Here is a 24,127-nt window from a genome sequence, read left to right on the forward strand (position 1 = left end):
TGCCGGGCGCACGTGCCAGTATCGAAGGCATGTATCCGGCCGCGCCCCTGTACGACCCTGCCCGCGGGGCGGTCACCGCTGTGACACCGCCCAAGCTGGTGCGGCGGACCGGTGGGCGGATCGTGGGCGGGGTGGCGGGCGGGATCGCCGATCATCTCGGGGTCGACGTCTTCAAGGTGCGGGTCGTCTTCGTGCTGCTGTCCGCGCTGGCCGGGGCCGGGATCGTGGCCTACGGAATGTTGTGGATCTTCACGCCGGGTGGAGCCGACGCGTCACCGCCGACATCGTCGGAGCGGCGGCAGGGCATCGGGCTGGCGCTGTTGGGCATGGCCCTGTCGGTCGCCACGGCCTGGGTGTTCAGTGGGACGGCCGCGCACGTGGTGGGGCCGATCATCGTGGTTGCCATCGGTGCGGCACTGGTGTGGCGCGAATTCGACGCGGACGGGCCGAGATCCGTGCTCGGGCTGCCGACCCGGCCCTCGGTGGTGACGTGGGCGCGGATTGTCGGCGGGGCCACGCTCATCGTGGTCGGCCTGGGCGTGGTGGTGTTGGGGCGGATCAATCTCAGCTCGCTCGGGTCGGCGCTGCTGGCCGTGGCCGTCACCCTGGTCGGGGCCGGGCTGCTGACCGTGCCGCTGTGGCTGCGCATGATGCGGGCGCTGAATTCCGAACGCGCGGCGCGGATTCGCAATGATGAGCGCGAGGAGATCGCCTCGCACCTGCACGATTCGGTGCTGCAGACCCTCGCCCTGATCCAGCGGCAGGCCGACGACCCGCAGGAAGTGGTGCGGCTGGCCCGCAGTCAGGAGCGCGAACTGCGCAAATGGCTGTTCGAGGACGCCGGTCCGGCGCAGTCGAGTCTGGCCGCGGCGCTGCGCACCATCGCGGGCGAGGTGGAGGATCAGCACGGGGTGAAGGTCACCCCGGTCACCGTCGGCGATGTGTCGATGGATGTCGATGACAGCGGAATCGGGCTGGGCAAGGAGCAATTCACCGCGGTGCTCGGGGCCTCGCGGGAGGCGCTGGTCAATGCCGCCAAGCATGCGGGCGTGCCGACCATCGACCTGTACGCCGAGGTGGAACCACATCAGGTGAGCGTGTTCGTGCGCGACCGCGGCAAGGGTTTCGACCCGGACGCGGTGTCGAAGGACCGCCAAGGCGTGTCCAAATCCATTCACGGCCGCATCGAACGCCGCGGCGGGCACGTGGAATTGAAGTCCGCGCCCGGCAACGGAACCGAGGTGCGAATCTTCATGCCGCGCAAGGATGGTGGTGACGAGCGGCTGGTGGTGCAGCAGGATGTGGGTGTGCCGGTGTCAGGTGAGGAGAACTAGGTGAGTGTCCGGGTTTTTCTGGTCGATGATCATGCCGTGTTCCGGTCGGGGGTGCGGGCCGAGCTGAGCCGCGAAACCGATATGGAGGTGGTCGGCGAGGCGGGCGGCGTGGCCGAGGCCATCGCCGGAATCAAGGCCACCACACCGGATGTGGTGCTGCTGGATGTGCACATGCCCGACGGGGGCGGGGTGGCGGTGCTGCAGGGCATCGATCCGGGGCCGGTGTGCCTGGCGCTCAGCGTGTCCGACGCAGCCGAGGATGTGATCGCGGTGATCCGGGCTGGCGCGCGCGGGTATGTCACCAAGACCATCTCGGGTCCCGAACTGGCCGACGGGATTCGGCGGGTGTCCGGTGGGGACGCCGTGTTCTCCCCGCGCCTGGCCGGATTCGTGCTGGACTCCTTCACCGGCAAATCGCCGGTGCCCGAACCGCCGCTGGATCCGGAACTGGATTCGCTGACTCCGCGCGAGCTGGAGGTGCTGCGGCTGCTGGCGCGCGGCTACACCTACCGCGAGATCGCCGAAACCCTGTTCATCTCGGTGAAAACCGTGGAGACGCACGCTTCCAACGTGCTGCGCAAGACCCAGCAGTCCAACCGGAACGCCCTGACTCGCTGGGCGCACCGGCGTCGCATCGACTGAGAACGCCTACAGCACAACCAGAATCACGATGATGATCAGCAGGCCGACGAGCAGGCCGATCGCCACCGCGAGCGGGCCCGCGTTCGGGCCCAGGGCGCTGATGTCGAAGCCCTTCGACTTCGGTTGCGGGGCAGCCGGAGCCGCCGCCTGGACGCGCTGCGGGCGGGGCAGCGGGCTGGAGAGCGGGCTGCGCAGTCCGGCCGCCGAATTGCGGGCCGCCCACGCCGGAATCGTGCCGTCCTCGGTGCGGACCGGGGCCTTCAGAATGTAGGGCGCGGTGCCGGGACCGAAGGCGGCGGTAAGGATTTCGTTGCGCGCTTCGGTCATGGTGGGGCGGCGCTGCGGGGCCGGCTCCATCATGTGCAGCAGCACCTCGGTGAGCGGGCCGCTGCGGGCGGGCGGAATCACCTGGGCCATGGCGGCGCGCTCGACGATGACATTGCTGTCCTCGTCGAAACCGTAGGGCGGCTGACCCTCGATGGCGGTGTACAGCGTTGCGCCGAGCGAGAATACGTCGCTGGCGGTGGTCGGCCGGGCTCCGCGCGCGACCTCCGGCGGCAGATAGGCGGGGGTGCCGGTGATGACGTCGCCGATCTCCTCGGTGGCGTCGTTGGCGCCACTGGAGATGCCGAAGTCCGACAGCTTCACCATGCCGACCTCGTCACCGCGATCGGCGACCAGGATATTGCCGGGCTTGATATCGCGGTGCACGATGCCCGCCGAGTGCGCGGTCGCGAGTGCGTCGGCCACCTGCGCGCCGATCTGCGCCACCTCGATCGGCGAGAGCCGATCCACCAGCGCAAGGGCTTTGGCCACACTGCGTGAGGGCAGGTACTCCATCACCAGCCAGGGTTCACCGGCCTCGAGCACCACGTCGTAGACGGCGATGGCGTGCTCGTGCGACAGCTTGGCCGCCACCCGGCCCTCGTGCATGATCCGGCTGCGCACCTCCTGCGCCTCTTCCTCGCTGAGGCCGGCGGTGGTGAGCACCTGTTTGATCGCGACGTCCCGGTGCAGCAGCCGATCCGTCGCCAGCCATACGGCACCCATACCGCCGCCGCCGAGCTTCGACTGCAGACGGTAGCGGCCGGCCACCAGATAATCGGGGCCGACAATGGGACGGGCGCGTTCGGTCACGGGTGCAGGGTAGCGGAAAACCATCCTGACTGGCCTGGTTCGAAACCTGGGGTTTGCTGGCCCTTCCCGCCCGGACCTGCGCCCTTCCCCCAGACCCATACGGACACAGCGCGTTTCGCTCTCCGACAACGGTGCGTAACAAACGGTGAGATTCTCCCCCGCCATTCTCACCTTCCGGACGAACCGGCCGGCGATGACAGTGGCATGACAGAGGTGGTGTCCACGCTCGCAGGGGCCGGACTTCCACTCGAATCAGGAACAGCGACACATGACCTTCGACCGACGCGCGGAACTGGGTGAGTTCCTTCGATCGCGGCGCGCCCGCCTGCGGCCCGAGGAGTTCGGCCTGATCTCGCACGGGCGGCAGCGGCGGGTGCTGGGACTACGGCGCGAGGAGCTGGCGCAGTTGGCCGGGGTCAGCGTCGATCACTATGTGCGGCTCGAACAGGGGCGCACGCTGCAGTTCTCCGACGAAATCCTGGGCTCGGTGGCCGAGGTGCTGCGGCTGGACCCGACCGAGCGCGGCCATTTCTACCGGCTGGCCCGACCCGCGGCTGTCGCGACCGTGGCACCGGCGGACAGCGCGCACGTGAGTTCTTGCGTCGCAAGCCTGCTCGCCGTCATTACCGGCGCTCCGGCCTATGTGATCGACCGGAGGACCGATGTGGTGGCGTGGAATCGGCTCGCCGCGGCGTTCATCGTGGACTTCGGTGCGCTCTCACCCGTAGAGCGCAATATGAGCAGGCTGGTCTTTCTCGACGAGGGCGTGCGGGCCCTGTATGTCGACTGGTGGGCCCGGGCCCGCGAGGTGGCGGCCTTCCTGCGCCAGGACCTGGCCCGGCCGCCCGTGCTGCCCGCCATCCAGGCGCTGATCGCCGAATTGCTCGGTGCGAGTGCGGAATTCCGTCAGGTCTGGGCCGAGCACGGCGTCCGGGAATCGCGGCACGGCAGCCATCTGTACCGGCATCCGAAGGTCGGTGAGGTCGAATTGACCTACGAGACCCTGCGCCTGCCGGCCCATCCGGATCTCGCGCTGGTGGTCCACACCGCCGCTGATGGGTCGCCCGCGCAGGACGCGCTCCGCCTCTTGGCGTGATCGAACAGAGCCTCTCGGGAGCGTGATCGAACCGCCTCTTGACGTGTCCTGGGACTCGAGTTCTACTATCGAACATACTTTCGATTATGTTAGGTAGCTAGAGCTGTGCTGGCTGTGAGTTCCCGAGGGTGGTTCCCGTTGGCTGAGAGAGGTGGTCAATAGATGGGTTCGGCGGCGGAGGGCAAGCTCGAGCAGTTGGCGGAGTTGCGGCGGCGCATCGCCGCGGTGCCCGCGCGCGGGGTGGAGGCGGCGGCGCACGTGCCGGTGGCCGCGGAGCCCCGGCGGGAAGCGCTGCCGGTGCCGGCCGCGCTCGAAAACCTGCTGCCCGACGGGGGATTGGCGAAGGGGTCGGTGGTCGTCTACACCGGTGCCGGGTCGCTGATCGCCGGGTTGCTGGCCGCGGTGACGAGTGCGGGCGGGCATGCCGCGGTGGTCGGCATGCCGCGGCTGGGATTGCTGGCCGCGGCCGAGATGGGCGCCCGGCTCGACCGGCTGGCCGTGGTCCCCGATCCGGGGCCCGACCCGCTCGAAGTTGCCTCCGTATTGCTGGATGGTCTGGACCTGGTGGTGCTCGGCCTGAACGGGCTCGCCGTGCCGATGTCGCGCACCCGCGTGCTCGCCGCCCGCGCCCGCAGCAAGAACTCCACCCTCATGGTCACCAACGGCTCCTGGTCCGGTTCCGCCCTGCACATCGACACCCGGGTCACCGGATACGGCGGCCTCGGCCGGGGCTGCGGCCGCCTGCGCACCGTCCGCCTCGACGTCTCCGTCCGCGGCCGCGCCGCCCAACCCCGCTCCGGCCACCTCGCCCTCAGCCCCGAGGGCGGCCGCGTCGAATGGGTCGCCACCCAGGGCCCGGCCCGCCCCGTCACCACCCCGCTCCGCCCGTCCCGCCATGCCGCATCCTGACCGCCCGCCTGCCACCCCGATGAGACTGCCCGGGGCACAGCAGATTTCCCGTGTCCGGCGGTGAAGACGCGGCGGGTGCTGGTGGTGTGGTGCATGGATTGGCCCGCGGTAGCGGCGGCCGCCGAGGCGGGGGCGGAGGTGACGCGGGCGGTGGCGGTGTTCGCGGCCAATCGGGTGGTGGCCTGTACCGCCGTCGCACGGGCGGAAGGGATTCGGCGGGGGCTGCGCAAGCGGGAGGCGCAGGGGCGGTGTCCGGATTTGTTGGTGGCACTGGATGATCCGGATCGGGATGCGCGGCTGTTCGAACCGGTGGTGGCGGCCGTGGACGCGACCGTACCGGGGGTGGAAGTGTTGCGGCCGGGGATGCTGGCGTTGTCGGCGCGCGGTGCGGCGCGGTTCTTCGGATCCGAGGAGCTAGCCGCCGAGCGGTTGGTCGACGCGGTGGCGGCGGTGGGGGTGGAATGCCAGATCGGGATTGCCGACGAGCTGTCCACCGCGGTGTTCGCGGCCCGGCGCGCCACCCTGGTCCCGCCCGGCAAGGGCGCGGAATTCCTTGCGCCGATGCCGGTTTCGGAGTTGGCGGTGGAGCCGGTGCTGGCCGCGCCGCAGCGGGTCGAACTGGTGGATCTGCTGCACCGGCTGGGTCTGCGCCGCATCGGTGATTTCGCGGCGCTCACGCCCGCCGAGGTGACCTCGCGGTTCGGCGCGGACGCGATCATCGCGCACCGCTGTGCCCGCGCGGTCCCGGAGCGTCCGCCCGCGACCCGCCTGCCCGCCGCCGACCTGACCGTGGAGCAGCGCTGCGATCCGCCGATCGAGCGGGTCGACATGGCCGCCTTCGCCGGTCGCATGCTCGCCGCGGAGCTGCACACCCGGCTGGCCGCCGCCGCGGTGGCCTGCACCCGCCTGGTCATCTACGCCGAAACCGAGGCGGGCGACCAGCTTTCCCGCATCTGGCGCTGCGCCGAACCGCTCACCCCGGACAGCACCGCCGACCGCATCCGCTGGCAACTCGACGGCTGGCTCACCCGCCGCGCCCTGGACCGCGGGCGGGCACACCGCGCCGGATCGGATCGGGCGGAACCGGATCCGTTCGACGATGATTCCGGGCCGAACGCCGCCATCACCCTGCTGCGCCTGGAACCGGTCGAGGTGGTGTCGGCCGGTGCGCTGCAACTGGGTCTGTGGGGTGGTGTCGGCGAGGACGAGGAGCGGGCGCGCCGCGCGCTGATCCGGGTGCAGAGTCTGTTGGGCGGTGACGCCGTGCGGCTGGGTGTGCTCAGCGGCGGGCGCGGTCCGGGGGAGCGCATCACCATGGTCACCCTCGGCGACGAGCCGGTGCCCGCCACCGATCCGGCCCAGCCGTGGCCGGGCCGCCTACCGGAACCGGCTCCGGCACTGGTGCTCACCAACCATCCCAAGGTGCGCTTGGAGGCCGCCGACGGTTCCCCGGTCTGGGTGAGCGAGCGCGGCCTGTTCACCGCCGATCCCGCGCACCTGCACTGGGGCAGCAGTTCCTGGCGGTTACAGGGCTGGGCGGGACCGTGGCCGGTGGACGACCGTTGGTGGACACACCGTTTCGAGCACGGCTTCGCCGCCCGCGCCCAGGTGCAGTTGGATGCCGAGGACGCCAGCCGCCTGCGCGCGCTGCTGTTGATCGGCTACAACCGGGCCTGGCATGTGGAGGGGTTGTACGAGTAGTGCTCAGATGCCCAGCGGCAGATGCAGATCCATCATGTCCGGCCAGAGCTGGGACCAGGGGTGCACGGGCCCGCGGCAGTAGAAGATGGCGATGCCGTTGTTCACGCCGGGGAATCCGTTGGGGACGTTCAGGTGTGCGAGCACGGTCACCGACCCGAACTGATGCTGCAGGGTCTGGGTGGTGCTCTCGAGTCCGACGTAGAGGACCGCGCCGGTGTCGCCGGGCGGCGGCCCGAAGTAGCCGAACCCGCGGTTGGGGCTGTAGACGGGCGGCAGGTCGTAGTCGCGGCCGAAGTTCTGCAGGGCGGCGGCCTGCCAATAGTTCTGGGCGATGATCACTTTCGGCCGCTCCGCCTCGGGCAGCGACCGGTAGGCGTCGGCGACCTTGCCGGTCAGATCCGACCAGCCCGAGTTGCCGTAGATGCCGGTCCGCACCGCGAATTCGGCCTGGGTCTTGATCGCCCCGTGGATGTGGGAGGCCGGTTGCGGCAGCACGATCACGAGCGCGCCGATGATGAGCAGCGACAGCGTCAGGATGGGTCCGGCGATGATGCGCAGCGTGCGTCCGCCGCGGTCGTGCCGCGAGTAGGGCAGGGCGGCCGCGCCGATGCCGAACAGCACCGGCAGGAATCCCGCCGTGTAGTAGGGCCGTCCGTGTCCGAGCAGGATGACGGCGATCAACAGGCCGGAGGCGACGAGCATGAACAGGTAGGGCCGCAGCCAGCGCTGTTTGGCCAGGCACCAGAAGGCCCAGGCGGACAGCAGCCCGCCGAGTAGTCCGGTCAGTCCGATCATCTGCGGGATGCAGGCGAGGGGTCCGCCGCCGGCCGCGTCCTGTTCGGCGCCGATCACCTTGCTCATGGCCAGCGCCGGCCAGCCGTGGGTCTGCTGCCACCACAGGCCCGGCACGGCCGAGGCGGCGAAGATCGCGATGCCCTTCCACAGTCCGCGCTGCCACAGCAGCGAGCGCGGTCCGGCGAGGAGGATCGCCGTGGCCAGGCACAGCAGGATGGACGGGATGAACCATTTGACCTGCAGGTCGACCGCGGCGATGACGCCGATCGCGAGGAACAGCCGATCGTCGCGGGTGCGAATCCAGCGGATCAGCAGCCAGATGATGGCGGCCTGCAGGGTGGCGTCGAAGGAGAAGGTGCTCAGCTGGACGGCCTGGGTCGCGGCCAGCGGGGAGACGGCGTAGGCGGTGGCGGCGACCAGCTGGGCATTGCGGGAGCCGCCGAGTTCGTAGGCGACGGCGGCGCTGATGACGACGGCGGCCGCGGTCATCAGGACCGCCGGAAGTCGAAGTACCGGAGCCGAACCGGGGGCCATCGCGTCGGCCAGATGGGCGATGAGCGGGATGAGTACGCCTTGGTCGGCGTAGGTCAAACTGCGGTGGGCGCCGGCGGCGACGAAGTACAGTTCGTCACCGAAATAGTCGTACCGCAACGTCGGGATGGCAAGGAATGCCCCGCTGAGTGCGGCGAGTAGTAGGACCCAGGCCGTGGCGAAGGCTGGCCGCGGCGGGCTCGGTTCCTCGAGTTCGACCGCGGGGGCGGCAGCATTGAGAACCATATTTCCCCGACTGAAAAAGCAGTGTTTCGAATTGTCGAAGACGCTACCGGGGCGGTTGACCAATTCTTGCCAATGTGGAAGTGATCTATTTCACAGCCCATTCGGCTGCGCATTACCGCAGAACAAGGTCTGTTTCGCGGTTATTCGGGAGCGGAATGAATAGGCAACCAATGCGCGCGCTCACCTATGGCGGAGCACACAAACTGCGGCACCGCCCCACCGCCGATCCGTACCCTGGACCTTCGTGGAGTTAGCTGTCGCCAGGGCCGAGTTCGAGGACGTCGCGATCGCCTACCGGGATTCCGGGGCGACGGGCGGACACCTCTACAGCGATACCCCGGTCCTGCTGGTACACGGCATGGGCGGCGACGGGCACACCTGGGATCGATTCGCGGCACAGCTGATTCGGCGCGGCCGGCGGGTGATCATTCCCGATCTGCGCGGGCACGGGCACAGCGCGCACGCCGACTCGTATCGATTCCCCGAATTCGGCAACGACATTCTGCGACTCTGCGATCGGCTCGAACTCGAAACGGTGGATCTGGTCGGGCATTCACTCGGCGGCTACGCCATTTCCTGGATGGCCATGGAACGCCCGGAACTGGTGCGGCGCTTGGTGATCGAGGAACAGCCGCTGCCGCTGCGCTCCGGCGACGAACCGCTGCGCTTCACCCGTCGACTGCCGACCGTCCCGGAACTGTGGCACGCCACCACCAGCGTGCTGCGGCATCCGCGCGCGGTGCTGGCCTTCGACCGATCCATGACCGGCGCGGCGCTCGAACAGTTCCGCAAACCGTATCCGGAGTGGTGGGACGGCCTGGCCGAGATCACCGCGCCCACCCTGTTCCTGCGCGGTGGCCCCGGCGGCATGGTGGACCCGGCCAAACTGGAGCAGATGGCCGCCGCGCTGGCCGAATGCACGGTGCGCGTCTTCGGTTCCGGTCACAGCATCCATCGCGACCGCTACCGCGAATTCGAGGCCGAAGTACTCCCCTTTCTGGGGCACTGAGCTGGCGCTATCTACAGTTGAACGGTGTCCGCATCCGAGCGTCCCACGCTGTGGTTTCCCGACGAGCAGTCCTTCCGGGACTGGCTGACGGCCAATCACGCGGCCGTGGACGGGATTTGGCTGAAATTCGCCAAGCAGGGCTCGGCCTTCACCTCCCTCGACTACGACGGCGCCCTGCGGCAGGCCCTGTGTTTCGGCTGGATAGACGGGCAGTCCCGCAAGCTCGACGACGCCTTCTTCGTCATAGGGTTCACGCCCCGGCGGCAGCGCAGCCAATGGTCACAGCGCAATGTGAACCTGGCGGGCGAGCTGATCGCCGGCGGGCTCATGCATCCGGCCGGGCAGGCCGAGGTCGACCGGGCCAGGAGCGACGGGCGCTGGGAGAATGCCGTGGGCCGGGATCTGCCCCAGGACTTCCTGGACGCGCTGGCCCGGCATCCGGACGCGGCGGCCTTCTTCGAGACGCTGCCCATGCAGTCCCGCATCGCCGTCGGCTACCACCTCGGTAGCGCGGTGCGACCGGAGACGCGGGCGCGGCGGCTGGAGCAGGTGATTCGGAAATTGATCGACGGGAAGCCATTGTGATCGACGGGAACGCACTGTGACGGGATTCGAGGGATTGCCGTGCTCGACTGCGGCACTGGAGGTTCCGCTACCCGGCAGCGCGACCCGCATCACCGGCTGGCTGTGCGTCGAACAGCCTGGGGCGTGGGGCCGCGACGTGATCGGCGACGAGGTGCTCGGGCCCGCGATCACGCCCGAACTGGCGGCCCGCACCAAGGCTGCGCATGTTCGCCCGACGCTGATCCGCCGTCCCGGGCGCACCGAATTCACCGGTGTCCGAACCGTTCTCCTCGCCAGTTCCCGACCCGAGGGGTCCTGGTGCGAGCGCTTCGAAATCAGCGATCTGCGTGAGCTGTTGGATATCGACCTGCATCTGCTGAACGGCCCGCCCCCGGGAATCGGTGCGGCCGTGTCCGATCCGCTCGTCCTCGTCTGCGCACACGGCAAGCGCGACCAGTGTTGCGCGCGGCTGGGCCGTCCCATCGCCGCGAGCCTGTCCGTCTCGCATCCCGACCGGGTGTGGGAGTGCTCGCACACCGGCGGGCACCGCTTCGCCCCCGCCGTCATCGTCCTGCCCACCGGTCTCACCTACGGTCGCCTGGACGAGGATTCGGCGCACGCCGTGCTCGCCGCCGCCGACAAGGGCGAGGTCGCGCTCACCGGATTCCGCGGCCGCAGCTGCTACACCCCGGTCGAGCAGGTGGCGGAAGTCGCTGTCCGCCAGCGCCTCGCGGACGCCACCTACACCCTCGCGAACCCGGGCACCGAGACGACCACGGCGGATGCGAACCTGGCCGCAGCTGCCCCGGACCTGGCCGCGGGCCTCGACGACCTGCTCGTCGAGCCGGCCACCGACCACCCCGAACTCGTCACCGACCCCGCCACTTTCGCGGGCGCGGCCCAGGTGACCCACCGCGACGGCCGCCGCTGGCTGGTCACCGCCCGCACCATCGCCTACGCCCCCCGCCAAGCCAGCTGCGGCGCCGCCCCCAAACCCGCCACCGCCGTGGTCGTCGACGAAATTCGCCAGCTGGATTGAACGTGTCGCCGGGAAAATCGCGGGTCTTCTCCCGGCGGCCTGGCTAGCATCGGGGCACGGTGCTGACGAGCGTGACGAACTCCGAGCCGTGGCGGGTGGTCGCCGCGACAACGACCGATTCGAGGCGGCCGGACTTCGGCCGTGAAGGTGTGGTGGCACCGCGACCGACCCGATCGCCCACACCTCCCGGGGATAGCTACCAGGAGGTGAAAACCGATGGCGCGCAGTTTGTGTGCGAGTTTGGCGGCGGTGTACGGCACCGCGCCCGAGGCGCGGGTGACGCTCGAGGGCTGGATACATCGGCGGCGGCAGTTGGCCGGCGTTGCGTTCGTGGTGGTTCGCGACCGGTCCGGCTTCGCGCAGGTGGTGGTGACGGAACCCGCTGTGCGAGAACAGATTGCGGGACTGTCGGAGGAGACGGTGGTGCGGGTGACCGGGCGGCTGGTCGCCGACGCGAAGGCGCCGGGCGGGGTGGAGGTTGTCGAGCCGGAGTTCGAGGTGCTCGGTGAGCCGGCACTGCCACCACCGGTCGAGCTGTGGCGGCCCACGCTGGGCGCGACCCTGCCCACCGTTCTCGATCATGCCGCGCTGACCTGGCGGCATCCCGCCCGGCAGGCGGTGTGGAAGATCGCGGCCGCGTCGCTGAGCGGATTTCGGCGGCACCTCGACGAGGCGGGATTCACCGAGGTGGCGACGCCGAAGATTGTGGACGGGTCCACCGAGTCGGGGGCGAATGTGTTCGCGCTGGACTACTTCGGGACCACCGCGTATCTCGCGCAGTCGCCGCAGCTGTACAAGCAGATGCTGACCGGGGTGTTCGAGCGGGTGTACGAGGTCGGGCCGGTCTTCCGGGCGGAACCGCACGACACCACGCGGCATCTGAACCAATACACGTCGCTGGACGCGGAATTCGGGTTCATCGACAGTCATCGCGACGTGCTCGCGGTGTTGCGGGACACGTTGGCGTCGATGGTGGAGAGCGTCCGGTCCACGGTGGCGGTTACGGTGCTGGGGGTCGAGTTGCCAGTGGTGCCGCAGGAGATTCCGGTGATCCACTTCGCCGAGGCGCTCGACATTGCCGGTGCCGCAGCCGATGAGCCGGACCTGGCGCCCGAACACGAACGGCTGCTGGGGAAGTGGGCGCTCGAGCGGTTCGGCTCCGACTTTCTCGCCGTCGAGGGCTATCCCGCCGCCAAACGGCCCTTCTACACCCATCCCCAACCCGGTGACCCGCGCTGGACCAACTCCTTCGACCTGCTGTTCCGGGGTCTGGAGTTGGTCACCGGCGGGCAGCGGCTGCACCGGCATGCCGACTATCTGGTCGCCCTCACCGAGCGCGGGGACGACCCGGACCGCTATCCGGCGTACCTGGAGGCGATGCGGCACGGCATGCCGCCGCACGGTGGGTTCGCGATCGGGTTGGAGCGGTGGGTGTCCCGGCTGCTCGAGGTCGACAATGTCAGGTGGGCAACCCTTTTCCCGCGCGATACCCACCGGCTGCGGCCATGAGGGTGAAGGTGAACAGCAGGGCGGCCACGGCGGCGAACCAGTCGCCGTAGCGGGCGTAGAGGGTTTCACCGGTGGCCTGCTGGATCTCGGCGAGCACCGCGCGGGTCACGGTGATGTCGGTGTCGGCGGTGGCGAGCAGGCGACCGTAGGGGTCGCTGGCGACGAGCTCACCCAGTTGCGGTGCGCGAGCCACGCCGACACCGGACTCGACGCCGCGCAGCACGGCCATGCGGCTGTGCAGCACGCGGTCGACACGGAAGTCCAGCGCCGGGACCAGCAGTAGGGTCGCGCCCCGGGCGCGGTTGGCGCGGACCAGGGCGGGGCGATCGAGATCGAAGCAGATCGCCAGCGCCCAGGAGGTGCCGGGGACCTGCGTCCAGTCCTTGCCGGGGCGTAGGTTGTCCTCCAAACCCGGTACCAGGTAGTGCTTTTCGTAGACGACACCCGAGGGGTAGGCGATGGCGGCATTCACGCTGGTATCACCCCGGGTGAGAACGAGGCCCGCGATGATCTGCACATTGCGGCGCGTCGCCACCTCGGTGAGCGGCCCGGCCAGCACCGGCAGCGTGGATTCGTCGGCGCGCCAAGCCTTCTCGGGCAGCACGACGGCCTTCGCTCCACGATCGGCGAGACGTTCCACCTCGGCCACCACCCGGGCGATCATGTCGCGGCCGTCCGCGGAATCCACCGGGACGTAGTCCTCGGGCTGGGCGACCGCGACCAATCCCACCGGCACCGTCGCACCGGCGGGCTCCGACAACCGCGCCCAGCCGTAACCGCACACCGCGATCGCCACGGTGAGTCCGGCTGCCGCCCAGCGGATTCGAGTCCGGCGCGGGGTATTCGTATCGATCAGCACCGCCAGCAGCGTCGAGATCAGCAGGATGAGGAACGAGATGCCCAGCCATCCGGTCAGCGACGCGATCTGAATCACCGGCAGGACATCCGTTTGCGTATAGGCGAGACTCCACCACGCCCCGAACGGGCCGGTCGCCGAGACCAGATACTCCATCACCACCCACCCGGACGGGAGGGTGAGCACTGCCGCCACGAGGCGGCCGCGCCGCAGCAGCGAGCGGGTCAGCACGATCAGTCCGCCGTACACCGCGGCCGTCCCCACCGTCAGGCCGAACGCCGACACCGGCGGCTGCTCGACGGTGTGCAGGAAGTAGTACAGGTAGGGGATCGCCCCGGCGAACCACGACCCGAACCCGGCCGCGAAAGCCACCCGGGCCGACACCCGGGGCGCAATCAACAGGACGGGAAGTGGTGCGAGAGCGACCAACCCGGGCCACGGATGCATGCCGGTGCCGAACTTCCACAGCACCGCCGACACGACCGCCGCGGCGACCACCAGCAACCCCTTCGGGGGTACGAAGGTCCGCGTGGGACCCTCGGCAATTCTTGTGCTTGTCACCCCATCGATGCTGGTCGGATCGGTGCCCGCGCACATCGCCGACGAGAGCGAGTCGCGCCTCGCTCTCGCGGCCCATTCCCTCGCGTCGTGGGGCTCAGTCGTTGCGGCCCGGGACGATCAGTCCGGCCTCGTAGGCGAAGACCACCGCCTGCGCCCGATCGCGCAATGTCAGCTTCGAAAGAACCGAGCTCACATGGGTTTTCACGGTGTGCTCGGAGACGGTCAACGCCCGCGCGATCTCCGCATTGGATTGCCCACGCGCCAACTCCCGCAAGGTATCGCGCTCCCGTTCGGTCAATTCACCGAGCCGGTTCGCCAATTCCGGTCGCGGGCTGCCCTGCCCGGCCAGCTGTGCGATGACCCGCCGGGTCACCGTGGGAGCCAGCAACGCCTCACCCGCCGCCACCACCCGCACGGCCGCGACCAGTTCCTCCCGCCGCGCATCCTTGAGCAGGAACCCGCTCGCACCGGCCCGCAGCGCGGCATAGACGTACTCGTCCACATCGAACATGGTCAGCACCAACACCTTCGCGTCGGTGCGCGCGCAGATTCGAGTCGTCGCCTCGACGCCGTCCAGTCGCGGCATGCGAATATCCATCACCACCACATCGGGTGTGAGCGCCTCCGCCAGCGCGACGGCTTCCAGCCCGTCGGCGGCCTCACCCACCACGGTGATGTCGGGTTCGGCGGACAGAATCAGCGCGAAACCGCTGCGGAACAACTCTTGATCGTCGACTACGAGCACACGCACGGCTCAGATCTCCTGGGTGAGAGGCAGTTCGGCGCGGACGGTGAACCCGGGCCCGGGTCCGCCGCTGAACAGCCTTCCGCCACAGGACTCGACCCGAGTCCGCATCCCGGTGAGTCCCGAACCGCCACGGCGCGCACCCGCAGCCAGGCCGATGCCGTCATCGCGGATCTGTACGGACAGATGGCCTTCCGACCATTCGAGTGTCACCTCCACCCGGTCGGCCCGGGCGTGCTCGAGGGTGTTCGCCAGGGCCTGCTGCACGACCCGGTAGGCGGTCACGTCTATTTCGCTGGACAGCGTTCGGCGCGTGCCGTTCTCGACGAGTTCGGCGGTCAGGCCACCGCGCCGCGCGCCGTCCACCAGGTCGGGAATGGTCGCGATGCCCGGCTGATGGCGAGCCTGCTCCGGGTCGCCTTGCTCCGGGTGGTCGCGCAGGACAGCGAGGCTGTGCCGCAGATCGTGCACCGCGCTCCGGCCGGTATCCGCGATTCCGGCGAAGACGCTGTCGACGCGGGCGGGATCGATGCGGGTCAAGATCGGCCCGGTCTCCGCCTGCACGATCATCGAACCCAGTGCGTGCGTGACGATGTCGTGCACATCCCGCGCGATCCGAACCCGCTCCCGCGCCACCGCCGCACCCCGCTCCTCATCCAGCCGCCACGCCCGCTCCCGGAGCAACTCGATCTGCGCATGCCGCGCGCGAACACCGGTTCCGAGTGCCCACGCCGTGGAAAACGACAGCGCCGCATACCCGTAGGACTCGACCGGCTCGTTGGGCAATGCCAGTGAGGCCACAATCCCGAGTCCACCCACCACCGCGGCGGTCCACCGCGCCGCCGAACCGCTGTACGCGGCAATCGTGTACGCGCACACCACGGTTCCGTATGGCAACGCGGGCAGCGCATGCGCACAGGCCAGCACGGTGATAGCGGTCCCGACCACCGCTCCGGTCACCAGCGGCGCGCGCCGCCGCCACAGCAGCGGCACCGCCGCCACCAGCGCCGTCGCGACCACCCACCACGGCCGCCGCTCGGCCAGCTGCGGCGCGACCGTCACCACCGTCACCAACACCGTGACGACAAGGTCCACAACCCACCCGGGCGCATCCCGCACCCACCCGAATATCCCCCGAGTCGCGACATCCTGAATACCCATAGCCCCTCGAGTCTGTCCCACCCCGGGCGCGACCCGCCTCCCACACAAGGATGATCCCGCGGTCATACCCGAGAGCGAGCCGGTCCCGCCCACGCACGTTCGGCATGGACGGGACCGCGGCGGCGAATATCGGTGGGCGGGCTACCAGTGGGTGCCGGGGACCAGGCGGGCGGCGCGGCGGAGGGCGGTGCCGGTGACACGGACGGCGGGCGGGACTGTGCGGCGGCGGCGTTGGGGGGTAATGATTTCCACGTCGGTGGTATCCGGCTCGGGGGTGGCTTCACCCTTGGCGGCGGCCGAGTCGGGGAGGGCGCGGTAGTAGCGGTGCAGCACTCGTTCCTTGATGCCGGGGGCGAAGAGCTGGCCGTACTCGGCCAGGGTGCCGATCGGTACATCGATCTGACGGGGGCGCTCGGTGAGGGCGCGGACAATGAGGGCGGCGGCCCATTCGGGGGATTGGGTGCCCGCGCCCTGGTCGCCGCTGGGGGTGATCATCGGGGTGCGCACCAGGGGCATGTGGATGGTGGTGAAAGTGATGTTGCTGGAACGCATTTCGGCGGCGGTCACCTCGGCGAACTTGTCGAGGGCGGCCTTGCTGGCCAGGTAGGCGGCGAAGCGCGGGGTGGCGACCTGGACGCCGGCGCTCGAAATGTTCACGATGTGACCGTCTTTGCGCTCGCGCATCTGCGGCAGCAGGCCCAGCGTCATGCGCACCGCGCCGAAGTAGTTGACGGCCATGGTGCGTTCGAAGTCGTGCATGCGGTCGGTGGAGCGGTGCACGGCGCGGCGGATGGAGCGCCCGGCATTGTTGACCAGCATGTCGACGTGCCCGTGCACATCCAGGATGGTGGCGAGGGCCGTGTCGACGGATTCCTGATCGGTGACATCGCACGGGTAACCGAACGCGCGCCCGCCCGCGGCGGTGATCTCGTCCACCACGGTGGACAACTCGTCGGCGCGGCGGGCCAGCAGGATGACGACCGCCCCCTTCTCCGCGACGGCGAACGCGGCCGAACGGCCGATGCCGGAGGACGCGCCGGTGATGACGATGTGCTTGCCGGTCAGATCGCGCTGAGCGCGCCGACGGGCCAGGTAACCGGCGTGATCTGCGGAGGTATCACTCATCGCTGCTCCCTTGCAGGTGGAATTGCCTCGAACTTACTCCAAAGTAAGTTCCGGCGCCACGGTGGCGTGGCCGAACTCTCGAGAGGGTTGGGCGAGCCGCTGTAGAGACCACTCGGTTTCGAATGTATGTTCGATACTCGAGACCGGTCGGATTCGCGGAGGAGGTGGGTCGTGGACTGGCACAACGGCCCGCCGTCCTGGGCGGAAATGGAACGGGTGCTTTCCGGGCGACCCGATCCCACGCGCACCCGGCCGCAGGTCGACGGCGACGGCGGCGACAGCCCGGCCTGGTCCCGCAAACGGGAGAAATACGAGGCGGGGGAACTCGGGCGCGTCGAGCGACCGGCGGTGCCCTACGCCGAACTGCACACTCATTCGGCCTACAGCTTCCTCGACGGGGCCAGCCAGCCCGAGGAACTCGTGGAAGAGGCCGTGCGGTTGGGCCTCGAAGCCCTCGCGCTCACCGACCACGACGGGTTCTACGGGGTGGTGCGCTTCGCGGAGGCCGCGCGGGAATGGGGAATGCCGACCATCTTCGGGGCCGAACTCTCCATCGGCACCGCCGCTCGCGCCGGAGCGCACCTGGTGCCGCGCGGCCGTCGACGCGGTCGCGACCCCGAAGCGGATGCGCTGAACTCCGAACCACGCACCGGCACACCGGATCCCGCCGGACCCCACCTGCTGGTGCTGGCGCGTGGGCAGGAAGGCTACCGGCGACTGTCGCGGGAGATGGCCGCCGCGCACATGGCGGCGGGGGAGAAGGGCATTCTGCGCTACGACCTGGACCGGCTCACCGAGGCGGCGGGCGGGCACTGGCACATCCTCACCGGCTGCCGCAAAGGCACCGTGCGGCAGGCGCTCTCACAGGGCGACCCGGCCGCCGAGGCGGCGCTACGCGACCTCGTGGAGCGTTTCGGCCGCGAGCACGTGAGCGTGGAGCTCACCCACCACGGCATCCCCGAGGACGACGAGCGCAATGCCCGGCTCATCGCCCTCGCCGACCGGGTCGGGTTGCCCGTACTCGCCACCACCGGAGCACATTTCGCTGCACCCCCGCAGCGGCGGCGCGCCATGGCGCTGGCCGCCATCCGGGCCCGATCCAGCCTCGACGACATGGCGGGCTGGCTGGCACCCACCGGCGGCGCGCACCTGCGCTCCGGCGACGAGATGGCGCGACTGTTCGCCGACTGCCCGCGGGCCGTCGCGAATGCCGTTGCGCTGGGCCGGGAATGCGCCTTCGATCTCCGGCTCATCGCACCGCAGCTGCCGCCCTTCGACGTGCCGGACGGGCACGACGAGAACTCGTGGCTGCGCGAACTCACCTTCCGGGGCGCGGCCCGGCGCTACGGGACAGGGAACACGGCGGCCTACGCGCAGCTCGAGCACGAGCTGCGCGTCATCGCGGAACTGGACTTCCCGGGGTATTTCCTGGTCGTGCACGACATCGTCAGCTTCTGCCACGACAACGACATCCTTTGTCAGGGAAGAGGTTCCGCGGCCAATTCGGCGGTCTGCTACGCCATCGGCATCACCAATGTGGACCCGGTCGACAATCAGCTGCTGTTCGAACGCTTCCTGTCTCCGGAGCGCGACGGGCCGCCGGACATCGACGTGGACATCGAATCGGATCGGCGCGAGGAGGCGATCCAGCACGTCTACGCCAAATACGGGCGCGAATACGCGGCGCAGGTGGCCAATGTGATCACCTATCGGGGCCGGTCCGCAGTCCGCGATGCCGCACGTGCCCTGGGGTTTTCGACCGGACAGCAGGATGCCTGGAGCAAGCAGGTGAGCCGGTGGACCGGGGTCGCGGAGGAACAGCACACCGAGATTCCCGACGACGTGCTCGCACTGGCCGGTGAATTGGAAGGCTTGCCAAGGCATTTGGGTATCCACTCCGGCGGCATGGTGATCTGCGACCGGCCCATCGCCGACGTGTGCCCGACCGAATGGGCGCGCATGGCCAACCGCAGTGTCCTGCAATGGGACAAGGACGACTGTGCCGCAGCGGGTTTGGTGAAATTCGATCTGCTCGGGCTCGGCATGCTCTCGGCCCTGCACTACATGATCGACCTGGTGGCCGAGCACAAGGGGCAGACCGTCGAACTGCACCAGCTGGATCTGGGCGAACCGGCCGTCTACGACATGCTGTGCCGCGCCGACTCGGTGGGCGTCTTCCAGGTGGAATCCCGGGCCCAGATGGCGACGCTGCCGCGCCTGCGCCCGCGCACCTTCTACGACCTGGTGGTGGAGGTCGCGTTGATCCGGCCCGGACCCATTCAGGGCGGGTCGGTGCACCCTTACATCCGCCGCCGCAACGGGCGGGAGAAGGCCGTCTACGACCATCCGGCCCTGGAGAATTCGCTGAAACGTACCCTCGGCATCCCGCTGTTCCAGGAGCAGCTCATGCAGATGGCCGTGGACATCGCCGGATTCACCGCCGCCGAGGCCGACCAGCTGCGCCGCGCCATGGGCTCCAAACGCTCCACGGAGAAGATGGAGCGGCTGCGGGCCCGCTTCTACGAGGGCATGCGGGACCTGCACGGCATTACCGGGGAGGTGGCCGACCGCATCTATGAGAAGGTGTACGCCTTCGCGAATTTCGGCTTCCCGGAAAGCCATTCGCAGAGTTTCGCCTCGCTGGTGTTCTACTCGGCCTGGTTCAAGCTGTATCACCCGGCGGCCTTCTGCGCGGGCCTGCTGCGCGCCCAGCCGATGGGGTTCTACTCCCCGCAATCCCTGGTCGCCGACGCGCGTCGGCACGGGGTGGCGGTGCACGGGCCCGACATCAACCACAGCCTGGCCGAGGCCACCCTGGAGGCGAAGGGCATGGAGATCCGCATGGGCCTGGCCTCGGTCCGGCACATCGGCACCGAACTGGCCGAACAGATCGTGGCCGCCCGCGAGATCGGGCCCTACACCTCGTTCCTGGACCTCACCGGACGCGTGGAACTGTCGGTGCCGCAGGCGGAAGCGCTGGCCACCGCCGGTGCGCTGGGCAGCCTCGGCGCCACCCGCCGCGAGGCGCTGTGGGCGGCGGGCGCGGCCGCCGGGGAACGCCCCGACCGGCTGCCCGGCACCGGCGCGGCCACCGCCGCACCCGCCCTGCCCGGCATGAGCGCCCTGGAACTGGCCGCCGCCGACGTGTGGGCCACCGGCGTCTCACCCGGCAGCTATCCCACCGAATTCCTGCGGGAGCGGCTCGACGCGCTCGGCGTGATCCCCGCCGACCGACTGCTCGACATTCGCGACGGCGCACGGGTTCTCGTCGGCGGCGCGGTCACCCACCGGCAGCGGCCCGCCACCGCGGGCGGGGTCACCTTCCTGAATCTGGAGGACGAGACCGGCATGGTGAACGTGGTCTGCTCGGTCGGACTGTGGGCGCGCTACCGCCGCCTCGCCACCACCGCGCCCGCGCTGCTCATCCGCGGGCGGGTGCAGAACGCCGAGGGGGCGGTCACCATTGTCGCCGAACATTTGCAGCGCATGGACTTGCGCATCGAGGGCCGCTCCCGCGACTTCCGCTGAAACGTGCGCGGACAAGCTATTTCGCTTGTCACCGACGGGCACACCTGGCAAGGATGCCGGTAGGGTTCGGGCTCGACAGACACATACAGGGGTGGGGATTTGTTGCAGCGGGGCGACGTTTTCGCCGGATACACCATCGAACGGCTGCTGGGGCGCGGCGGCATGGGATCGGTCTATCTGGCCCGGCATCCGCGGCTGCCGCGCTGGGCCGCGCTGAAACTGCTCAGCCCGGAGATGTTCGCCGACACCGAGATTCGCGGTCGCTTCGAACGCGAGGCCGAGGCGGTGGCGCGGCTCGAGCATCCGAATATCGTTGCGGTGCACGATCGCGGCGTGGAGCGCGACGTGCCGTGGATCGCCATGCAATACGTCGACGGCCCCGACGCCGAAGCGGCCACCCTGCCGCCCGCCGCCGCCGTGCACATCGTCGCCCAGGTGGCCGCCGCCCTCGACCACGCGCACACCCGCGGCGTGCTGCACCGGGATGTGAAGCCCGCCAACATCCTGCTCGAACGCGGCGCGCAGGCCCGCGCCCTGCTCACCGACTTCGGCATCGCCCAACTCCACGACGCGGCCACCCGCCTCACCCGCACCGGCACCTTCACCGCCACCCTCGCCTACGCGGCCCCCGAACAACTTGTCGGCAACCCCCTCGACCACCGCACCGACCAATACTCCTTGGCCTGCACCCTCTTCCACTTCCTCACCGGCGCGCCGCCCTACCCCACCGACAACCCCGCCGCCCTCATCCAGGCCCACCTCAAGGGCGCCACCCCGTCGCTCCGCAGCGTTCGCCCGGACCTCCCCGCGGCCCTCGACACGGTCCTCGCCACCGCTCTGGCCAAGGACCCGTCCCGCCGCTACCCCTCCTGCACCGCCTTCGCCGCGGCCGCCCAACAGGCCCTGACCGGTGTCGCGACCACCGCGCGGGTCACGCCCACCCGGCAGAATCACGACGCGCCACCGGTTTCCAGCCATCCGATGAGCACCGGCGATCCCGCGCGCCCGGGAAACGCCACGCCACCGGGCTGGAATCAGGCCGGGGCGAACCAGCAGCCGCCGACGGTCGGGGCGCCACCCGGCTGGAACTGGTCGGCCTGGGGCGCTGCGCAAGGGGGCCACCGGCCGACCGCCCGGCCGGCGCCCGGCCGGGACCGGGATGCACCGCAGCGGGCGGGTGGGGTCGGGACAGCAGGGTCTGCATCCGGTGCCGGGGCGAATGCGGCCGGGACCGCTCGCCCGCCGAGCGCGGGGCCGTCCGGCGAGCGGGTCGTTCGAGGTCCGGGCGGCCCCCCGGCTGGGGCCGGAAGTCACTCGGCGGCTGCGGGTTTCATGCCCGGGGCGCGGCGGGAGCTGCATTTGTCCACGGCGGCCTCGCTGCTGCTGTCGGTGCCGACGGCGCTGGCGAGTCTGCTCATCGTGCTGGCGCTCGGGTCGCTGCTGGGCGGGGTGTGGGCGCTGGTGATCGCCGTGGCCTGGTTGGCCTCCGGGGCAATGGTTTTCGTGCCCGCGTTCGAGAACACCCTGGCGCGTTGGTATTACCGGGTGCGCCAGCCGCTGCCGGAGGAAGCGGCACTGCTCGGGACGGCCTGGGGGCGGGTGAGCGCGCGAGCCGGGATCAACGGTGCCGAATACTCACTGTGGGTGGAGGATTCGAAGCAACTCAATGCCTTCGCGGCGGCCGGGCATCTGGTCTCGGTGACCCGGTGGTCGCTGACCAGCCTGCTGCCACAGCAATTGGAGGCGGTACTGGCGCACGAGCTCGGCCATCATCTGGGCGGGCACACCTGGTCGGCGCTCATGGCGCACTGGTACGGCGCGCCCGCGCGCCTCGCCTGGCGCTGGGGACGGGCCCTGGTACGCGGTATCGCGGCGGTACTGAGCGAACTCGCGCCCGTGCTGTGGCTGGTCTTCGTCTGTGGCGGCCTCGGCCTCGTCTACGGCTTCTTCCGGGCCTTCGAGCAAGTGGTCGGGCCCGGCGGCGCAGTCGTGCTGGTCATGCTGGTGCTGGCCATGCCGTTCCTGCAGGCGGCGTTGTCCCGCAACGAGGAACTCCGCGCTGACCGCACCGCCGTCGACCTCGGCTACGGCCCCGCCCTGTATTCCGTGCTCGAAGCCTGGGCCAACCTCGAAATGGCCGCGGGCCCACGCCCGCTGCGCGCCGGACTGCTCAGCAGCCACCCGGCTGCCGTCGACCGCATGCGTGCCATCCACACCCGCATGCAGGCGGTCGCTGCCCCACCCGGGTAGCAGGTCTCCGGTCGAAACGGGCGTGCCCGGTACTTCGGGTGAAGTACCGGGCACGCCCTGATGTTTCGCTGCGGTCAGAAGTCGCCGCCGCCACCGCCGGAGTCGCCGCCGCCGAAGTCACCGCCGCCGCCACCGAAATCGCCGCCGCCACCGCCGAAGTCGTAGTCGCCGCCTCCGCCGCCCCACTGCTGGTTGCCGGGGTCGTAGCCGCCGCCACCGGATTCCGGGGGCGGGCCGTAGTTATCGCGGCCGCGCTCTTCGTGTTCGCCTTCCATGCGGCCGAGTTCGTAGCCGAGCAGGCCGCCGCCGACGGCACCGCCGACCGCGCCCAAACCTGCTGCGGCACCGGGACTCATGCCCGGGCGACCGGGCGGCGGGCCGTAACCCGGAGCGCCGTAACCGGGTCCGCCGTAGCCCGGACCGCCGGGCGCGTAGCCGCCGCCGAAACCGCCGCCGGGGCCACCCATCGGGGGCGGCGGCGGGTTGCGGCGACGCCGCATGAACGCCACCACGGCCGCGATGATGCCGCCGATGACGATGACCGGGCACAGCAGGCCCAGCCAGCCGAAGCCGCTGCTCTTGGAGGCGGGCTTGGCGACCGGTGCGGGCGCCGGGTTACCGGCCTTGGCGCCGGTGGGCGCGCCCGCGCCGGTGGACGACTTCAGCGCGCCCAGGGCCGCGATGGTCGCGTCCGTGTAGTCGTTGTTGCCGAAGGCGCTCTTGAAGGCCGCGCCGGCGGACGAGGTGTCCTTGATGTGCGAATTCGCACCGGTCCGGATGCTCAGGAACTTCGACTTGGTATTGATCGCCAGCACCACGTCGGAGGTACCCGTGACGTGGCTCTGGGCTTCCTGATCGAACTTGCCGTGATCATCGGAGAACTTCTCGGTGGTGAAGATCTGCACCGGATCCGAGAGTTGCATGGCGGCATTGGTCACCTTGGTGACATCCAGCACCTTGGAATCATCGTGCACGGTGACCGGCCCGGCCGCAGCCGTCCCCGTCGCCAGCAGGATCACCCCCACCACGGCTGACAGCAGCATGAGTAAACGCTTGACCATGTTGAACATTCCTTTGTCTGGGCGACCTCCCTGCCGCCACGGCATACGCGACACTACGGTCTGTTCGTCACGATCGCTTATCCGGAGAGGAGTGCGCATGCCCACAGTGGTCCGGGCGACCATCAAGCCCGGCAGTAAGAAGGGACCGCTGGTCGAGATTCTCGACGACGGGGCGCTACAGCTGTACGTGCGCGCCCCGGCGGTGGAAGGCAAGGCCAACAAGGCCGCCATCGAACTACTCGCCACCCACTACGGCGTCCCCAAGTCCGCGGTCCGCCTCACCGCCGGCGCGACCTCCCGCTTCAAACGCTTCGAAATCGACGACTGA

General features: G+C 69.8%; 19 protein-coding genes. 12 read left to right on the top strand and 7 right to left on the bottom strand.

The genetic code is table 11. The annotated features are described in order from the left end of the window. The first annotated feature begins 29 nt into the window (after window positions 1-29). Window positions 30-1,334 (top strand): ATP-binding protein, encoded by a 1,305-nt coding sequence (locus ACYVN4_RS42920; protein ID WP_460729657.1) that lies wholly within the window; start codon window positions 30-32, stop codon window positions 1,332-1,334. Further along, window positions 1,335-1,976: a response regulator gene (locus ACYVN4_RS42925; protein ID WP_460729659.1), complete on the top strand. Its 642-nt coding sequence runs from the start codon at window positions 1,335-1,337 to the stop codon at window positions 1,974-1,976. 6 nt (window positions 1,977-1,982) lie between these two features. Here the strand turns inward: ACYVN4_RS42925 and ACYVN4_RS42930 are convergent, their stop codons facing one another. Then, on the bottom strand, window positions 1,983-3,137 hold the full coding sequence (locus tag ACYVN4_RS42930) for a serine/threonine-protein kinase (protein WP_460729661.1): 1,155 nt from the start codon (window positions 3,135-3,137) through the stop codon (window positions 1,983-1,985). Window positions 3,138-3,381: 244 nt separating this feature from the next. On the opposite strand from ACYVN4_RS42930, the gene ACYVN4_RS42935 reads away from it, so the two are divergent. The 3 genes from ACYVN4_RS42935 to ACYVN4_RS42945 all read left to right on the top strand — a co-directional run bounded on the left by ACYVN4_RS42935 (window position 3,382) and on the right by ACYVN4_RS42945 (window position 6,819). Beyond that, window positions 3,382-4,209, top strand: coding sequence for a helix-turn-helix domain-containing protein (locus ACYVN4_RS42935; RefSeq protein WP_460729663.1), 828 nt, complete (start codon window positions 3,382-3,384; stop codon window positions 4,207-4,209). A 162-nt stretch (window positions 4,210-4,371) separates the two neighbouring features. After that, window positions 4,372-5,118 carry a hypothetical protein gene (locus tag ACYVN4_RS42940; protein ID WP_460729665.1) on the top strand — a complete coding sequence of 249 codons (747 nt, stop codon included), beginning with the start codon at window positions 4,372-4,374 and terminating at the stop codon, window positions 5,116-5,118. Between the two features lie 93 nt (window positions 5,119-5,211). Continuing rightward, window positions 5,212-6,819, top strand: coding sequence for a DNA polymerase Y family protein (locus ACYVN4_RS42945; protein ID WP_460730051.1), 1,608 nt, complete (start codon window positions 5,212-5,214; stop codon window positions 6,817-6,819). A 3-nt stretch (window positions 6,820-6,822) separates the two neighbouring features. On the opposite strand, the gene ACYVN4_RS42950 is transcribed toward ACYVN4_RS42945, so the two are convergent. Further along, a complete protein-coding gene (locus tag ACYVN4_RS42950; protein ID WP_460729667.1) occupies window positions 6,823-8,391 on the bottom strand; it encodes a glycosyltransferase family 39 protein in 1,569 nt (522 codons plus the stop codon). A 244-nt stretch (window positions 8,392-8,635) separates the two neighbouring features. Between ACYVN4_RS42950 and ACYVN4_RS42955 the strand changes: the two genes are divergently transcribed. The 4 genes from ACYVN4_RS42955 to aspS all read left to right on the top strand — a co-directional run bounded on the left by ACYVN4_RS42955 (window position 8,636) and on the right by aspS (window position 12,512). Beyond that, a complete protein-coding gene (locus ACYVN4_RS42955; RefSeq protein WP_460729669.1) occupies window positions 8,636-9,400 on the top strand; it encodes an alpha/beta fold hydrolase in 765 nt (254 codons plus the stop codon). Window positions 9,401-9,424: 24 nt separating this feature from the next. Then, window positions 9,425-9,985 (top strand): YdeI/OmpD-associated family protein, encoded by a 561-nt coding sequence (locus ACYVN4_RS42960; protein ID WP_460729671.1) that lies wholly within the window; start codon window positions 9,425-9,427, stop codon window positions 9,983-9,985. A 16-nt stretch (window positions 9,986-10,001) separates the two neighbouring features. Next, window positions 10,002-11,003: a sucrase ferredoxin gene (locus tag ACYVN4_RS42965; RefSeq protein WP_460729673.1), complete on the top strand. Its 1,002-nt coding sequence runs from the start codon at window positions 10,002-10,004 to the stop codon at window positions 11,001-11,003. A 216-nt stretch (window positions 11,004-11,219) separates the two neighbouring features. Continuing rightward, complete coding sequence (gene aspS, locus ACYVN4_RS42970; RefSeq protein ID WP_460729675.1) at window positions 11,220-12,512, top strand: aspartate--tRNA(Asn) ligase; 1,293 nt, start codon at window positions 11,220-11,222, stop codon at window positions 12,510-12,512. On the opposite strand, the gene ACYVN4_RS42975 is transcribed toward aspS, so the two are convergent. The 4 genes from ACYVN4_RS42975 to ACYVN4_RS42990 all read right to left on the bottom strand — a co-directional run bounded on the left by ACYVN4_RS42975 (window position 12,463) and on the right by ACYVN4_RS42990 (window position 16,960). Beyond that, window positions 12,463-13,929 carry an apolipoprotein N-acyltransferase gene (locus ACYVN4_RS42975; RefSeq protein WP_460729677.1) on the bottom strand — a complete coding sequence of 489 codons (1,467 nt, stop codon included), beginning with the start codon at window positions 13,927-13,929 and terminating at the stop codon, window positions 12,463-12,465. The two genes, aspS and ACYVN4_RS42975, sit on opposite strands and share 50 nt — an antisense overlap. Window positions 13,930-14,023: 94 nt before the next feature. Further along, window positions 14,024-14,680, bottom strand: a complete 657-nt coding sequence (locus ACYVN4_RS42980; RefSeq protein ID WP_460729679.1) for a response regulator — start codon at window positions 14,678-14,680, stop codon at window positions 14,024-14,026. Window positions 14,681-14,683: 3 nt separating this feature from the next. Beyond that, window positions 14,684-15,835: a sensor histidine kinase gene (locus tag ACYVN4_RS42985; protein ID WP_460729681.1), complete on the bottom strand. Its 1,152-nt coding sequence runs from the start codon at window positions 15,833-15,835 to the stop codon at window positions 14,684-14,686. Window positions 15,836-15,976: 141 nt separating this feature from the next. Next, entirely contained in the window at window positions 15,977-16,960 is a 984-nt protein-coding gene (locus ACYVN4_RS42990; protein ID WP_460729682.1) for an SDR family NAD(P)-dependent oxidoreductase, read from the bottom strand. 171 nt (window positions 16,961-17,131) lie between these two features. Between ACYVN4_RS42990 and ACYVN4_RS42995 the strand changes: the two genes are divergently transcribed. Beyond that, the gene (locus ACYVN4_RS42995) at window positions 17,132-20,488 is read left to right on the top strand and encodes an error-prone DNA polymerase (RefSeq protein ID WP_460729684.1); all 3,357 of its coding nucleotides are present in this window, start codon (window positions 17,132-17,134) and stop codon (window positions 20,486-20,488) included. Window positions 20,489-20,587: 99 nt separating this feature from the next. Beyond that, window positions 20,588-22,738 (top strand): protein kinase domain-containing protein, encoded by a 2,151-nt coding sequence (locus tag ACYVN4_RS43000; protein ID WP_460729686.1) that lies wholly within the window; start codon window positions 20,588-20,590, stop codon window positions 22,736-22,738. A gap of 74 nt (window positions 22,739-22,812) precedes the next feature. On the opposite strand, the gene ACYVN4_RS43005 is transcribed toward ACYVN4_RS43000, so the two are convergent. After that, a complete protein-coding gene (locus ACYVN4_RS43005; protein ID WP_460729688.1) occupies window positions 22,813-23,799 on the bottom strand; it encodes a hypothetical protein in 987 nt (328 codons plus the stop codon). Window positions 23,800-23,896: 97 nt separating this feature from the next. Between ACYVN4_RS43005 and ACYVN4_RS43010 the strand changes: the two genes are divergently transcribed. After that, window positions 23,897-24,127: a DUF167 domain-containing protein gene (locus ACYVN4_RS43010; RefSeq protein ID WP_460729690.1), complete on the top strand. Its 231-nt coding sequence runs from the start codon at window positions 23,897-23,899 to the stop codon at window positions 24,125-24,127.

It is taken from the genome of Nocardia heshunensis, assembly GCF_054782115.1.

Bases quoted from the DNA above. Each gene is read 5' to 3' on its own strand.
- ACYVN4_RS42920 (WP_460729657.1), top strand. From the start codon at position 30: ATGTATCCGGCCGCGCCCCTGTACGACCCTGCCCGCGGGGCGGTCACC.
- ACYVN4_RS42930 (WP_460729661.1), bottom strand. From the start codon at position 3,137: ATGGTTTTCCGCTACCCTGCACCCGTGACCGAACGCGCCCGTCCCATT.
- ACYVN4_RS42935 (WP_460729663.1), top strand. From the start codon at position 3,382: ATGACCTTCGACCGACGCGCGGAACTGGGTGAGTTCCTTCGATCGCGG.
- ACYVN4_RS42940 (WP_460729665.1), top strand. From the start codon at position 4,372: ATGGGTTCGGCGGCGGAGGGCAAGCTCGAGCAGTTGGCGGAGTTGCGG.
- ACYVN4_RS42945 (WP_460730051.1), top strand. From the start codon at position 5,212: ATGGATTGGCCCGCGGTAGCGGCGGCCGCCGAGGCGGGGGCGGAGGTG.
- ACYVN4_RS42950 (WP_460729667.1), bottom strand. From the start codon at position 8,391: ATGGTTCTCAATGCTGCCGCCCCCGCGGTCGAACTCGAGGAACCGAGC.
- aspS (WP_460729675.1), top strand. From the start codon at position 11,220: ATGGCGCGCAGTTTGTGTGCGAGTTTGGCGGCGGTGTACGGCACCGCG.
- ACYVN4_RS42985 (WP_460729681.1), bottom strand. From the start codon at position 15,835: ATGGGTATTCAGGATGTCGCGACTCGGGGGATATTCGGGTGGGTGCGG.
- ACYVN4_RS42990 (WP_460729682.1), bottom strand. From the start codon at position 16,960: ATGAGTGATACCTCCGCAGATCACGCCGGTTACCTGGCCCGTCGGCGC.
- ACYVN4_RS43005 (WP_460729688.1), bottom strand. From the start codon at position 23,799: ATGGTCAAGCGTTTACTCATGCTGCTGTCAGCCGTGGTGGGGGTGATC.
- ACYVN4_RS43010 (WP_460729690.1), top strand. From the start codon at position 23,897: ATGCCCACAGTGGTCCGGGCGACCATCAAGCCCGGCAGTAAGAAGGGA.